At 28.0% G+C, this 14458-nt stretch carries 12 protein-coding genes and 1 tRNA gene; 4 read left to right on the forward strand and 9 right to left on the reverse strand.

The genetic code is table 11. From position 1 onward, the window contains the following. Position 1: 1 nt before the first annotated feature. From eda to GBG18_RS11615, 9 genes are all read right to left on the reverse strand, one after another. A complete protein-coding gene (eda, locus tag GBG18_RS11575) occupies positions 2-634 on the reverse strand; it encodes a bifunctional 4-hydroxy-2-oxoglutarate aldolase/2-dehydro-3-deoxy-phosphogluconate aldolase (protein WP_152191249.1) in 633 nt (210 codons plus the stop codon). After that, complete coding sequence (edd, locus tag GBG18_RS11580; protein WP_152191251.1) at positions 634-2454, reverse strand: phosphogluconate dehydratase; 1821 nt, start codon at positions 2452-2454, stop codon at positions 634-636. The genes eda and edd overlap by 1 nt, the downstream gene beginning before the upstream one ends. Then, positions 2447-3145, reverse strand: coding sequence for a 6-phosphogluconolactonase (pgl, locus tag GBG18_RS11585; RefSeq protein ID WP_193311130.1), 699 nt, complete (start codon positions 3143-3145; stop codon positions 2447-2449). The genes edd and pgl overlap by 8 nt, the downstream gene beginning before the upstream one ends. Next, complete coding sequence (gene zwf / locus GBG18_RS11590) at positions 3135-4589, reverse strand: glucose-6-phosphate dehydrogenase (protein ID WP_152191254.1); 1455 nt, start codon at positions 4587-4589, stop codon at positions 3135-3137. The genes pgl and zwf overlap by 11 nt, the downstream gene beginning before the upstream one ends. A 108-nt stretch (positions 4590-4697) precedes the next feature. Next, the gene (locus GBG18_RS11595; protein WP_152191255.1) at positions 4698-5636 is read right to left on the reverse strand and encodes a malate dehydrogenase; all 939 of its coding nucleotides are present in this window, start codon (positions 5634-5636) and stop codon (positions 4698-4700) included. Next, on the reverse strand, positions 5636-6538 hold the full coding sequence (locus GBG18_RS11600) for a PfkB family carbohydrate kinase (RefSeq protein WP_152191257.1): 903 nt from the start codon (positions 6536-6538) through the stop codon (positions 5636-5638). Before GBG18_RS11600 ends, GBG18_RS11595 begins: the two co-directional genes overlap by 1 nt. 9 nt (positions 6539-6547) lie before the next feature. Further along, positions 6548-7759 carry an ROK family transcriptional regulator gene (locus tag GBG18_RS11605; RefSeq protein WP_152191258.1) on the reverse strand — a complete coding sequence of 404 codons (1212 nt, stop codon included), beginning with the start codon at positions 7757-7759 and terminating at the stop codon, positions 6548-6550. Positions 7760-7787: 28 nt separating this feature from the next. Then, the gene (locus tag GBG18_RS11610; protein ID WP_152191260.1) at positions 7788-8336 is read right to left on the reverse strand and encodes a xylulokinase; all 549 of its coding nucleotides are present in this window, start codon (positions 8334-8336) and stop codon (positions 7788-7790) included. Between the two features lie 178 nt (positions 8337-8514). Next, positions 8515-8613 (reverse strand) — tRNA-Sec (locus GBG18_RS11615). Between the two features lie 54 nt (positions 8614-8667). Here GBG18_RS11615 and selA point away from each other — a divergent pair. The 4 genes from selA (at position 8668) to GBG18_RS11635 (ending at position 14284) form a co-directional block, all read left to right on the forward strand. Further along, a complete protein-coding gene (selA, locus tag GBG18_RS11620; protein WP_152191261.1) occupies positions 8668-10014 on the forward strand; it encodes an L-seryl-tRNA(Sec) selenium transferase in 1347 nt (448 codons plus the stop codon). Continuing rightward, positions 10014-11843 (forward strand): selenocysteine-specific translation elongation factor, encoded by a 1830-nt coding sequence (gene selB / locus GBG18_RS11625; RefSeq protein ID WP_152191262.1) that lies wholly within the window; start codon positions 10014-10016, stop codon positions 11841-11843. The genes selA and selB overlap by 1 nt, the downstream gene beginning before the upstream one ends. After that, the gene (locus GBG18_RS11630; protein ID WP_193311131.1) at positions 11836-13476 is read left to right on the forward strand and encodes a UvrD-helicase domain-containing protein; all 1641 of its coding nucleotides are present in this window, start codon (positions 11836-11838) and stop codon (positions 13474-13476) included. The genes selB and GBG18_RS11630 overlap by 8 nt, the downstream gene beginning before the upstream one ends. A gap of 61 nt (positions 13477-13537) precedes the next feature. Further along, positions 13538-14284, forward strand: coding sequence for a hypothetical protein (locus GBG18_RS11635; RefSeq protein ID WP_152191263.1), 747 nt, complete (start codon positions 13538-13540; stop codon positions 14282-14284). Positions 14285-14458: the final 174 nt, after the last annotated feature.

Consider the following 14458-nt stretch of genomic DNA (forward strand, 5'->3'; position numbering starts at 1 on the left):
ATTACCTTGCAACTTTTGCCAAAGATTCTTGAACAATCTTTGTGATTTCTTTAAAATTCTTTTGCTTTACAAGTTTTGAAGATGATACCCAACTTCCACCTACACATAAAACATTATCTAAAGCTAAAAAATCATTCATATTATTTAAATTCACTCCACCTGTTGGACAAAAATTAATTCCTGGGAAAGGTCCACCTAATGCTTTTAACATATCAACTCCGCCTACTAAAGAGGCTGGAAAAAGTTTACAATGTGTTAAAGCATTCTCTTTTGCTAACATTATTTCAGAAGCACAGCTTACTCCTGGAATAAAAGGAATACTTTGATTTTTACTCTCTTCTATCAAAGATGTAGTAATTCCAGGTGAAAAGACAAATTTAGAGCCAGAATTTACAGCATTTCTATAATCTTCTATATCACATACAGTTCCAGCTCCAACTGTCATTAAAGGAAACTCTTTTGATATTTTTTCAATAGCATCAAGTCCTGCTTTAGTTCTTAGAGTAATCTCCATAACACTAATACCACCATCATATAAAGCCTTTGCTAAATCTAAAGCTTCATTTGCATTATCTACTACAACAACTGGTACTATTGGAGATATTTTCATTACACTATTTGCATCTAAACTCATTACTCTTTCTCCTCATAATCTTTGAAAATTGTTGCACCATCTTCTGCATTACTTATATTCTCTCTTACAGCATTAAATAAAAATCTTCCATAAGTTAAATCATTATTCTTAATGATTTTATTTTTATTTACTCTTTTTATTAACTCTTCACTTGACTCTTCAAGCGTTAATTTCCCATTTTTTACATCAAGACAAATAATATCATCGTTTCTAATATTATTAATCATTCCACCCTCAATTGCCTCATTAGTTAAATGAATTGCACTTGGCACTTTTCCAGAGGCTCCTGACATTCTTCCATCTGTTACAATAGCTACTTTAAAACCTTGATTTTGAATTAATCCCATTATTGGAAGTAAACCATGAAGTTCAGGCATTCCATTTGCTTTAGGTCCTTGACATTTTACAACTGCTACAAAGTCTTTATTTAATTCACCTCTTGCAAAAGACTCTTTTAATCCTTCTTGAGTATCAAAAACCATTGCAGGGGCTTTGATATATAGTTGCTCTTCTTTTAATGCTGAAGTTTTAATTACAGAACGTCCTATATTCCCTGTTAATAGTTTTAATCCACCCTCAACACTATATGGACTTTCAATAGAACTTACTACTTCTGTATTTCTTGAAACATTACAATCTTTTGTAAAGATAAGTTTTTCATCTTCCAGTTTTGGCTCAACACAAAAATCATCTAAACCAACACCTACAATTGTTTTTACATCATTATGTACAAGACCTGCTTTTATTAGTTGTGAAATAACAACTCCCATTCCACCTGCATCTCTAAAGTGATTTACATCTAAACTTCCATTTGGATACATTTGACATAAAAGTGGTGTAACTTTTGAAATAGCATCAAAATCATCCCAATTTAAAGTAATACCAGCTATTTTTGCCATTGCAATTAAATGTATAGTATGATTTGAAGAACCACCAGTTGCCATTAATCCTACAATTGCATTTACAAAACTTCTTTCATCTATAATATCAGCTAAGGCAAAACCATCTTTTCTTACTAGTGATAAAACTTGTCTTGTTGCTTCTTTTGTTAGCTCTTTTCTTAAAGGTGTATTTGTATTTACAAAAGAACCATTTGGTAGTTGTAGTCCCATCATCTCTAATAGCATTTGATTTGAATTTGCAGTTCCAAAGAAAGTACAAGTACCACAACTATGATAAGACTGTGCTTCTACTTTTAAAAGCTCACCTTTATCAATTTTTCCAAGTGCAAACTCTTCTCTTTTCTTAGCTTTATCAGAGTTTGAAATTCCAGAAGGCATTGGTCCACTTGGAATAAATACAGCTGGTAAATGTCCAAAACTCAATGCACCCATTAAAAGTCCAGGAACAATTTTGTCACAAACACCTAAATAAACTGCACCATCAAAGACATTATGAGATAATCCAATAGCTGTTCCCATTGCTATATTATCTCTTGAAAATAGACTTAATTCCATTCCTTCTTTACCTTGTGTAATACCATCACACATAGATGGAACACCTCCAGCAACTTGTCCTGTAGCCTTGTTTTTAACTAGCTCTTCTTTTATAATATCTGGATAATTTTTATATGGTTCATGAGCAGATAACATATCATTGTATGCAGTAACTATTCCTATATTTGGGATTTCCATATCCATTAAAAGTTCTTTCTCAGAATCACTCATAGGAGCAATGGTATGTGCTAAATTACTACATCCCATTCTTTTTCTACTCATACCTTCTAATTTAGACTTTTCTATCATTTCTAAATAAACTTTTCTATTTTTTTTAGATCTTTTAATTATATTATTTGTAACTTCTAGTATTGTCTTATTCATTGTAATAAACCTCAATTTGTTTTTTTTCATTTTTTAAAACCGCAGAGATAGGAGAAAGTAAGAAGTCATCTTCTTTTAATGCCTTTTCATATACCTCTTTTTTATTTTTGCCTTGAATATGTAAATAAATATTATCAGCTTTTAAAATAGCACTTAACGTTAAACTCATTCTTGAATGCTTTGCAGTCAAGGGAGTCATACTCACACAATAACTTTCATTTTTTAAATTAATTCCTTCTTCAAGTTTTTCATTATTAGGAAAAAGTGAAGCGGTATGAGAATCATCTCCCATTCCTAAAATTAGTACATCACAAGGAAATAGTTCTTTCTTTACTAAATTTGAACAAAATTCAACACAATCTTGTGCTTCTACGCCGTCTTGATATAATGAAAGAAAAGAAGCTTTAGATGCTTTATCTTTTAAAAGATACTCTTTTACTAACTTTTCATTACTATCTTCATCTCTTTTGTTTACCCATCTTTCATCAACAAGAGAAACTATTACTTTTTCCCAAGCAATATCACATCTACTTAATTTTTCAAAAAGTACTTTAGGAGTATTTCCTCCTGATACTAGTAAAACTGCTTTTTCTTTTGTTTTTATAGCGTTTTTTAGTTTTTCTATAATTGTTTTACAAAAACTATCAACTAACTCTTCAGATGATTTAAATGAATTAAAATTAGTTTTCATGCCAAACTCTTTCATCTTTTGCAAGCATAGAAATAGCACTTGCTGGACCATTTGTTCCAGCTTTATATGTTTGCATTGGAGTAATATTATTTTGCCATGCTGATATAATTTTATCAGTCCATTTCCAAGCAGCATTAACCTCATCAAGTCTCATAAATAAAGTTGGATTAGCTCTAATTACATCTAATAGCAGTCTTTCATAAGCTTCATTTTTTCTAACAAAACTTCTAGGAGGATTTAACTCTAAACTTACTTCTTGAAGTTTCATTTTTTCATCAAGTCCTGGTATTTTATGCATAAGGTTAAGTGTAATACTTTCATCTGGAGAAAATGATATTATTAGTTTATTTGGCATTGTATAATTATCAAATATTGAATAGGGAATTGATTTAAACTGTATTACAATCTCAGAGTTTTTACTTGGCATCCTTTTACCAGTTCTTATATAAAAAGGTGTATCACTCCATCTAAAGTTGTCAATAAAAAGTTTTAATGCAACAAAAGTTTCTGTATCACTTTGAGAATTTCCATCATCTAAATAACCCTTAACTTCTTTACCATCAACAATACCAGCAGTATATTGAGCTCTAATAGCATGGTTTTTCATATCTTTTTCTTCAATACTTCTAAGAGAATTTAAAACTTTTAGTTTTTCATCTCTAATTGCATTTGGGTCAAGAGAATGAGGTGGTTCCATTGCGAGTAAACAAACTAATTGCATAAGGTGATTTTGTACCATATCTCTCATAGCACCATACTGATTATAAAATTCCCATCTACTCTCAACCCCAACACTTTCAGATAGTGTAATTTGTATATGGTCAATATTATTAGCATCCCATAAAGGAACAAACATCTTATTTGAGAATCTTAAAGCTATAAGGTTTTGAACTGTATCTTTTCCTAAATAGTGATCAATTCTATAGATTTGATCTTCTTTAAAGTATTCTAAAACTTTTTCATTTATTACTTTTGACGTTTCTAAATTTTTTCCTATAGGTTTTTCTAAAACTACTCTTGAAGTAGTACTTATTAACTTATAATCACTTAATGATTTACAAATATTTTCATAAAATTCAGAAGCAGTTGAAAAATAGAATATTCTCTCTTCATTTTGATTTTTTGTTAATAAATTTTCTAAGTTTTTAAATGTTTTATTTTCTGCAAAATCAATGTGACAATATTTGATTAAAGATTCAAATTTTGCAAAAACTTCATCTTCAAACTCTTCATCTTTATTTAAAAAAGTTTTTAATTTTTCTTTTATTAATTTAGTATTATCACTATTACTCATTTTAGTTCTAGATGCTATGATAATTCTACTATTTAAATCTATATGAGCATCCTTTACCAAATGATATAGTGCAGGGATTAATTTACGAAAAGATAAATCTCCATGTCCACCAAAAACTACAATATCACATTTATAAAAAATTTTATTCATTTATATTCTCCTTAAATCTTATTAGTATAATTATATTCATCATAACATTATAATGATTAAAATATAAGAATTAAATTAATCACTATATTCAAAACTATTAAAAGAGTTCTAGAAAAACTCTTTATCTAAAACATCTGTTAATTCTTTTACAGATAAAACCGATTTATCAAATTGATTTTTTTGCTCTTCATTCAATTCTAATTTAATTATCTTTTCAACACCATTTATACCTAACATAACAGGAACACCTGCAACAATATTAGTATATCCATATTCTCCACTTAATAGTACAGCACAAGGGTATATTTTTTTTTCATTATTCAAAATTGATTCAATCATTCTTGATGTTGAATATGCAGGTGCATAATAAGCTGAGCCTGTTTCTAGAAGTTTTACTATTTGTAAACCACCATTTTTAGTCTTTTGTACAATATCATCTATATCTTTTTTATTTAATAACTCTTCAATACAAACACCTGCAACTGTAGAATAATTTGTTAAAGGAACCATATCATCACCATGTCCACCCATAACAGAAGATTGTATCTGTCCAGCTCCGTATCCAAGTTTTTCATAAATAAAATGACTCATTCTAGAACTATCTAAAATCCCTGCCATTCCAATTACTTTATTTGAAGCAAAACCTGAAGTTTTTAAAGCTGCATAAACCATAGCATCTAAAGGGTTTGATACAACTATAATAATTGTATTAGGACAATTATCTTTAATATCAGCAATTACGCTTTTCATAATATTAGCATTTATTAGTAATAATTCATTACGACTCATTCCAGGTTTACGTGGAACTCCTGCTGTAATTACTACAACATCACAATCTTTTAAATCTTTTGCTTCTTTTGCAGCTGTTACAATTGTGTGAGATTTTGCACTATTTGAAGCTTGTGAAATATCTAAACACATAGCTTCAACTATATTTTCTCTAATATCTTTTATTACAATATGTGAGCAAACTGCTTTTGTAGCTAAAGTAAATGCCAAACTTGAGCCAACATTACCAGCTCCAATAATTCCTATTTTTTTATTCATTAAGATTCCCACTCTTTTAAAACTGAATTATAAAATTCTTTATCATTAACAATTGCACCATTTAAAGAACAAACTTTTGAAGCAAATCCCATTGCTCTTTTTATTGTAAGTGCACTATCCCAAGCTTTTACTAAACCTAAAATTACAACAGAAGAAAATGCATCCCCAGCTCCAACTGTATCAGCCATTTTTGTAACTGGTACAATATCCATTTGAGTTGTTTTTTTATTCTTATTTATTAAAAGAGCCCCTTGTGAACCTTTAGTTAAAATAAGTAGTTCTAAATTTAATTTGTCTAAAATAAACTCTAATTGTTCATTCTCATTTTCACTATTTAAACCTAATGCTTTAGAAACTAAAGGCAATTCTTCATCATTTATTTTTAGCCATTTTAATTTATTTAAAATTTCTTTTAATAAAGTATCATTCCAAAAAGGAGCTCTTAAATTAATATCTACAAAACAGTTTGAATCAAGCTGTTTTTTTAACTCATTACAAACTTTTTGATTATGTTCTTTTCTTAAACCTAAAGAACCATGATAAATTATTGAATTTTTATTAGGAGTTTTTAAACTATTAATATAATCATAAGCACTATCATCTTCAATAGAATATTCAGGAATACCATTATCATCTAAAACAACATTAACCAAGCCTGTTTTTTTATTCTCTAAAATATTTACATGTGATTTATCCATACCCCATTTTTGCATAGCATCTAATACTTTTGTACCTAAATCATCTTTGCCAATTGAAGTTATCATTTTAGGTTTTAATCCAAAGCCTTGAAGGTTCCAAGCTACATTAAAAGGTGCACCTCCTAATATCTCTTTTTTGTCACTAAAACAATCAAAAAGAACTTCGCCGTAAATATATATATCTTTATATTTATTTTCATTCATAAAAAAACCTTACATTAATATTTCAGTGCTAGGAGAGAAACTATAAAATATCGGTAAACTCGCAGCTCCAATAGTTCCAGCATCACTTCCAAATTTCCCTGTTTTAATCTTTGGTACTATACAAGATTCAGGAGCACTAGCTTCTAAAGAATAATCTAATCTTTCTTTAATAATATTAGGCAATCCCCCATCAACAGCAGATGCAATAACAACAGTTGAGATATCTAATAAAATTGTTGAAGACCAAATAAGATGAGTTAATGCTTCAATTGTATCATCTAACCATTCCGTATAATGAACATTTTTTGATAAGATTAATTGCTCTAAATCATTTAAAGAATTAACACTAATATTATTATATTTTAAATGTCGAATTAGTACATTTAAAGAAGCTCTATTCATCATAATGTCAAAAGAACTATTTGGTCTTGGATTTGATTTTAATTTTGAGTTTGGAATAGGCATTGAAGCAACATCTGCTGCGTTATTATTTTCACCTCTTACAATTTCTCCATTAAGAACTAATCCACCACCAATTCCAGGTCCAATATATAAATATAAAAAGTCATTTATCTCTCTACCAACTCCATAATATAAAGCTGAGATAGCAGCAGAAGTACCATCATTTTCTTGGTATACAGGAATATTAACTTTTTTTTGTAACTCTTCACTAAATTTATAGTCTTTCCAATAAATGAAAGTATCTTTTGGTAAATCTAAAACTTCAGTCCAACTATCTAGATTATAAGGAATTGCTAAACCAATACCTGCTAGTTTTTTTCTTTTTTCACCCTCTAATAATTTTAAAGTTTTTTCAATATCTTTTGAAACTATCTCAAGTACTTTTTCAGGTTTTGGTAGTATTTGCTCATGAGTTATTCGTGAAATAATATTGCCATCAAAATCAATCAAAATTGTATCAATTTTATTACGATCTAGTTGAACTCCTATACTATACACACCCTCACCATTTAGGTGTATCATAGTAGCAGGTTGTCCTTTTCCACCATCATATTTTTTCTCACCAAAATAAACTAAATCATTCTCTTCTAAAGAAGTCACAATACTACCCATTGCTGCATTTGTTAAATTTAAATATCTAGCAATTTCTGCTTTTGAAGCAGAGCCCATTCTTCTTAAAGCTTGAAGGACTCTTCTTTCATTATATAATCTAAGCTGAATAGATTTTTTTGCACGTCTATCATTTACATTAGTAGTCACTTTAAACTCCTTTCACTTTAAATTTATTTTATATATTTGATATAGCTGGATAAAGTTTTTTATACTTTCCATATGCTTCTTCAAATGAGTTTTGAAACTCTTTTTGAGGATGAATTCTATTTGCTATAATAGGTGCTTTACATATTAATGAAGCATCAAGATTATTTGCAGCTATCATCCCTAACCTAGCTGCTCCAAAAGCAGCTCCAAAATCACCCTCTTTTGGAATATCAACACTTATATTTAAAACTGTTGCTATTAATTTTTGCCAATAAATTGACTTTGAACCACCACCTAAAATTATAAGTGAATTTAAATCAGCTCCTGTTGCTTTTAATGCTTCAAGATTATCTCTTAAGGCAAAAGTAACACCTTCCATAATTGCTTGTGTAAGTGAAGCCTTATCACTATAGTTATTAAGCCCCATAAAAACACCTCTAATATTTGCATCATTATGAGGTGTTCGCTCTCCTGATAAATATGGTAAAAATATTTCTGAACTTGGTTTTTTTAAAGACTCACCTAAAGAAGCAGATAAATCTTTTGAAGCAACTCCACATATAAAGGAAACTAAAATTTAACTTGATTTTAAAGATGAATTTATATAAAAAAAATTTGTATTTGTAATGAAGTTTATTATTAAATAAAAAGTGTGGAAAATTAAGGCTTTGTTGAATTAGTTTTTGATACAATCCATCAAAATAAAAATTATTAAAACTAAAGATAAGTTAATTGGGATTATTTGAGTTTATAAGTGGCGAGAAGGCGTAGGAATTGAACCTACCGCGGCGTACACACGTAAACCGCCGATCAGGGTTGAAACCTGCGGTGTCCACCAGGATCACATGCCCCCCACTTAAGTTTGGAAGTTTACATTATTTAGTTTTAAAAACATCTGAAAGAGAAAAATGAGTTTATTAAAAAGTATTCCCAAGATTGATAGGTTTATCAACAACAAAGAGTTTAAAGGGTTTTCTGTATCTTTAATCACAAAAATATCAAAAGATATTATTACAAGATTAAGAAATGATATTCTAGATAAAAAAGTTAATAGTATTAATGAAAAAGATTTAATACAAACTGTTTTAAAAGAGTATGCTGATTTAACATCACCATCACTTCAAAGTGTAATTAATGCTACTGGTATTATTGTACATACAAATTTAGGACGTTCATTAATAAATGAAGAGAGTTTTAACAAAGCTATGAAAGTAGCAACTTCTTATAATAATCTTGAATATGATTTAGAACAAGGAAAAAGAGGTGAAAGATATTCTCATATTGTAAAAACACTTCAAGCTTTAACAGGTTGTGAAGATGCAATAGTTGTAAATAACAATGCCTCTGCAGTTTTTTTAATACTAAATACTTTTAGTCAAAATAAAGAAGCAGTTGTAAGCCGTGGTGAACTTGTAGAAATTGGTGGAAGTTTTAGAGTTCCTGAAGTAATGTCTCAAAGTGGTGCAATACTAAAAGAAATAGGTACAACTAATAAAACACATCCAAGAGATTATGAAAATGCTGTAAATGAAAATACATCAATATTAATGAAAGTTCATAAATCAAACTATACAATAGAAGGTTTTACATCAGAAGTGCCTTATGAAGAAGTAGTAAAAATTGCAAAAGAAAAAAATGTAATTGATTACTATGATATGGGAAGTGGTCATATGATTGACTTACCTTTTAATTTAGACCAAGTAGAACCATCAATTTTAAAAATCATGCAATATAAGCCAAGTTTATTAAGCTTTTCAGGTGATAAACTTTTAGGGTCTGTTCAAGCTGGTATTATTATTGGTAAAAAAGAGTTAATTGCAAAAATTAAAAAGAATCAACTTTTAAGAATGCTAAGAGTTGATAAAATCACACTAGCTCTACTTGAAGATAATCTTACTTCTTATTTAGAAAATAATCTTGATGATATTCCTACACTTAAAATGTTAAATACATCTATTACAGAATTAGAAAAACGCGCTTGCTTATTAAAAGAGTCTATTGAAGACTTATGTTCTTGTGAAGTAATACAAACTCAAACTTTAATAGGTGGAGGAACAACTCCAAATAAAAAAATACCAACAGTTGCATTAAGTATTAGTTATAAAGATTATAAAGCTAATAGAATTGAAAAACTTTTAAGAGCTCAAAACCTAATTATTAGAATTGAAAATGATAAAGTTTTAATTGATTTTAGAAGTATAAAAGAGAATCAAGTATTACAAATTGCAAATATAATAAGAAAGGTATTTAACTAATGTCTAATATTATTATAGGAACAGCTGGACATATTGATCATGGTAAAACAGCTTTAATTAAAGCATTAAATGGTTATGAAGGTGATAGTACAAACGAAGAAAAACAAAGAGGAATCACTATTGATTTATCTTTTTCTAACTTAAGTAAGGGACAGCAAAATATTGCCTTTATTGATGTACCAGGACATGAAAAACTAGTAAAAAATATGATTGCTGGTGCTTTTGGATTTGATTATGTAATGCTTGTAGTTTCAGCTGTTGAGGGAATTATGCCTCAAACTGTTGAGCATATTGAGATTATTAATCTACTTGGAATAAAAGATATTATTCTTACTCTTACAAAAAGTGATTTAGTTACAAAAGAAGAACTTGAAATTCAAAAGAAAAAAACTTTAGAGTTTTTAGATACATTTGATTTTGATATTAAGTTTGTTCAAGAAGTATCTATTTATGAGCCTAAGTCTATTGAAGCTTTAAAAAACAATCTATTTACAATTAAAAACTCTTCAAAACAAGAAGAAAATTTCTTTAGATATTATGTTGATAGAGTATTTTCACCTAAAGGAATTGGAACAATTGTTACAGGAACTGTATTAGGTAAAAAACTAGAATTAAATGAAAAAGTATTTATTTGTGAAGCAGGAAAAGAATCAAAAATTAAAAATATACAAGTACATAATGAAAATGCAATTGAAGCAAATATATCAAATAGAGCTGCTTTAAATTTACAAGGAATTAATAGTTCTAATATTAAAAGAGGTGATTTAATTACAAAGAAAGGTTTTATTAGAGGTTTTGATGAAATTGATATCTCTTTTAAAGCTTTAAAAGGGAAAAAACTACATCATAATAAATCATATACAGTATTTATAGGTGCAAAAAAACTTGAAGCAAAAGTATTATTATTTGATTCTATTGAAAATTTAGATTCTGGCTTTGCAACTATTAAAACAAAGGAAAACTTATTTACTATTTTTGGTGAGAAACTTATTATTAGACAAGGAAATCACACAATTTGTGGTGGAAAAGTTTTAAATCCGATTATTGACCCAATGAAGAAAAATCAAAAGAAAAATCTATTAGAGTCTTTAAATGAAAACAATTTTGAAGATGCTTATTATCAATTATTACAAGCACATAAAAAAGGCTTAGGAATAATCTCTTCAGCTCAAAGATTTGCACTATCACATGCAGAAGCTATATCTTTTGCAAAAAATCTAAAAAATGTTTTTGTAGATGAAAAAGAGCTTGTAATTTATCCAATAGAAACAAAAGATATTATAATTACTTCTGTTAGAGAAATCTATACAAAAAACACTTATGCCCTACTTTCAAATGCTTCAATTGCTTTACGATTAAAATGGGCAAGTACCTCTTTTATCCAAGCGTCTTTAGATGAACTTGAAAAAGAAGGCTTTTTACAAAAAGATAACAACCTATATAAAAATGCAAATATTAAAGAAGATTTTGCAAAAAATCTAGAAGACTCATTTTTAGAAAGATTAAAAAAAGAAGACATAACACCAACCGCTCCTTATAATATATATGACGAGCTTGATTTAGATAGAAAACTAGGTGATGATATTTTAAAATCTTTAACAGCAAAAAAGCATGTAATTAGACTTCAACACAATCTTTTTATTCATGAGCAGAGTTTAAATGATATTATTGCTAAAATGAAAGAAATCATAAAAGATGATGGATATATTGATATTTCAAACTTTAAAGAAAAATATCCTTTAAGTAGAAAGTACTTAATTACATATTTAGATTATCTTGATAATTTCTCAAATATTAAAAAGCAAGATAATAAGAGAGTTTTTGTCTAAATTGAATCTAAATCTTACAAAAGAGCAAGAAAATATTATAAATGCAAAAGAAGACTCTTTTAAAATAAACGCAGTTGCTGGAAGTGGAAAAACAACTACATTATTAGAGTATGCAAGAAAAAACTCTCATTTGAAGATTTTGTATCTTGCATACAATAAATCCCTGCAAACATCTTTACAAAAAAAACTGCATGAGTATAAACTTTCTCATATGCATGTAAGTACTATTCACTCTTTAGCATATCAAAAGATTGGAGCTTATGAATATAATTTGGCTCATGATTTAAAAGTACAAGTTATTGAAAAACTATTAAATGGATATGAGCAAACATTTAATCATAAAAACAACTACTATCCTGTTGCTGAATACATAGCACTTATAAAAGATTTAGTAAATTTTTACTGTAATTCTTCATTAATAGCACTTGATATGAAACTGCTTGAGACTTATAAAAAACAAGCAGATTTAAGTGCTAAGATTCTTGAATTATTAAATAAGGATGAGCAGAAAGCATTAAATCACTTAAAGCATATTTTATCAGCAATGAAGAATAAATTAGTAGATGCAACTCATGATTTTTATTTAAAAATGTTTTATCTAAATAAAAAAGTGTCAACTAATCTTCCTTATGATTTAATATTAGTAGATGAGGCACAAGATATTTCAGATGTAATGATAGGAATTGTTGAAAATCAAAACTGTAGACGTATATACGTAGGTGATTCTTTTCAACAAATATACTCTTTTCGATATGCAATAAATGCTTTAAATAAACTTGAACTTCCAGAATATGAACTTAGTAAAAGTTTTAGATTTAGTGATTCTTACGCAAAATTATTAGAAAAAAATCTAAACTCATTATATGAAAAAAATAGCTCTAAAGTATTAAAAATATCAGGAGTTCAAACAAATACAAATGTAGGTGAAAAAGCAATTGATTATGATAAACAAATCTGCGTAATTGCAAGGTCTACTTTTGGTTTAATTCAACAAATTGTTCACTTTATTCAAGATGATAAGAAAATATATTTTGAGGGAAATTACAACTCATACTCTTTTATGAATCAAACTGTTTATTCAATTTTTTATCTAAAAGAGAAAAAAAATGACAAGATTACTATGGATGAAATTAAAGATTTTGAGACAATCCAAGAGTTAGAGCAGTTTGCAAAAGATACAAAAAATCAAGACTATTTAAATATTATAAAATTTATCAACACTTATGGTGATAATATTTTTGAGATAAATAAAAAAATAAAATCTAAAATAACTACTAATAAAGATGCAGCTGATATTATATTTACAACAACTCATAAATCAAAAGGTTTAGAGTATGAGCAAGTTATTATGGCTGATGATTTTATTACAAAAAAAGAGCTTAGTAATCCTAAAAATAAAGTCTCATTTCTAAAATTACAAGAAGAGTTAAATATATATTATGTAGCAGCAACTAGAGTAAAAAGTGCTATTTGGCAAGCTTCCTTAAATTTAGACTATGTTTATAAAGAAGGCGATGAAAACAACTATAGCAAATCAAACTATTCAACAAAAAAAACAAGTTCTAAGAAAATGAAACAAATGCAAGAAGAGTGGCTAAAGCAAAACCGAGTTAATAGAATAAATGCCTTTTAGGCATAAGCAAACTCTATAAAAGTATTAGATAGTATGCAAAAAGAATAAAGGAAGGAATTTTATGCAATATTTTGGAACAATTGAAACTAAATATGAAGAAATCTTTATAACATCAAGTTATATGTATTTTGGAGATGAAGATGAAGTTATTACACCTAAAGAATTAAAAGCAAAAATCAAGTCAGCTAAAGAGAGAAAGAAAAATATTATAGGTACAGTTTTTTTATATAACCCTGTAGTAACTCCTGTAGGATATGATTCAAATAACTATTTATTAGATCAAGACTTTGATAGTTTTGGAGATATGGTTGAATTAAAAACAGAAACTTATATTACTATTTTTAAACAAGCAATGAGAGAACATTGTGCTGGTAAAATAGTTGAAATTAGAAACTTATTTAACTTAAATGAACAAAACATCGATGCATCAACTCTTCTTATGAAATTTAATGATGATTTAGAAATATATAATTCAGCACAAAATACAGAGTTTGAACGAGAAATCATGTATTTAGATGCAGCAAACTTAATCCCTAGTGGAAAGTTTGTATTCTTTGCATGGGGAGATAAAATCAGTTCAAAAGAGTTTCCTTATATAAATGATTATGCAAGAACAATATATGAAAATGCAGTAAAACTTGGTAAAAAAGTTGCCTTTGTTTATAAAAGAGAAAAAACAGAACATGGTGCAATTGAATATTTCCAATTTTCAAATCCTTTACAAAATCATAAAGCAAAAAGAACAATTACAAATGCAATTAAAAAATCATTCGAACAATTTCCACCAGTGATAACATCTTACGAATAAAAGGAAAATTTATGAAACTAATTAAAACAATTATTGCGATATCTCTTTTAAGTACACTTAGCTTAAATGCAGCAGACTCTAACTCTATTAAGCACTTTGGGTTTTCTGCTATTTTTGGACTTGCTAGTGAAACAGTTTTACATAAAGACTATCAACAGTTTGATGATATTGAAA

The organism is Poseidonibacter ostreae, assembly GCF_009208075.1.
Taxonomy (GTDB): domain Bacteria; phylum Campylobacterota; class Campylobacteria; order Campylobacterales; family Arcobacteraceae; genus Poseidonibacter; species Poseidonibacter ostreae.

Coding starts and splice junctions, on each gene's coding strand:
- selA (WP_152191261.1), top strand. CDS start 8,668: ATGAGTTTATTAAAAAGTATTCCCAAGATTGATAGGTTTATCAACAAC.
- zwf (WP_152191254.1), bottom strand. CDS start 4,589: ATGAATAAAATTTTTTATAAATGTGATATTGTAGTTTTTGGTGGACAT.
- GBG18_RS11635 (WP_152191263.1), top strand. CDS start 13,538: ATGCAATATTTTGGAACAATTGAAACTAAATATGAAGAAATCTTTATA.
- GBG18_RS11595 (WP_152191255.1), bottom strand. CDS start 5,636: ATGAATAAAAAAATAGGAATTATTGGAGCTGGTAATGTTGGCTCAAGT.
- GBG18_RS11600 (WP_152191257.1), bottom strand. CDS start 6,538: ATGAATGAAAATAAATATAAAGATATATATATTTACGGCGAAGTTCTT.
- pgl (WP_193311130.1), bottom strand. CDS start 3,145: ATGAAAACTAATTTTAATTCATTTAAATCATCTGAAGAGTTAGTTGAT.
- eda (WP_152191249.1), bottom strand. CDS start 634: ATGAGTTTAGATGCAAATAGTGTAATGAAAATATCTCCAATAGTACCA.
- selB (WP_152191262.1), top strand. CDS start 10,014: ATGTCTAATATTATTATAGGAACAGCTGGACATATTGATCATGGTAAA.
- edd (WP_152191251.1), bottom strand. CDS start 2,454: ATGAATAAGACAATACTAGAAGTTACAAATAATATAATTAAAAGATCT.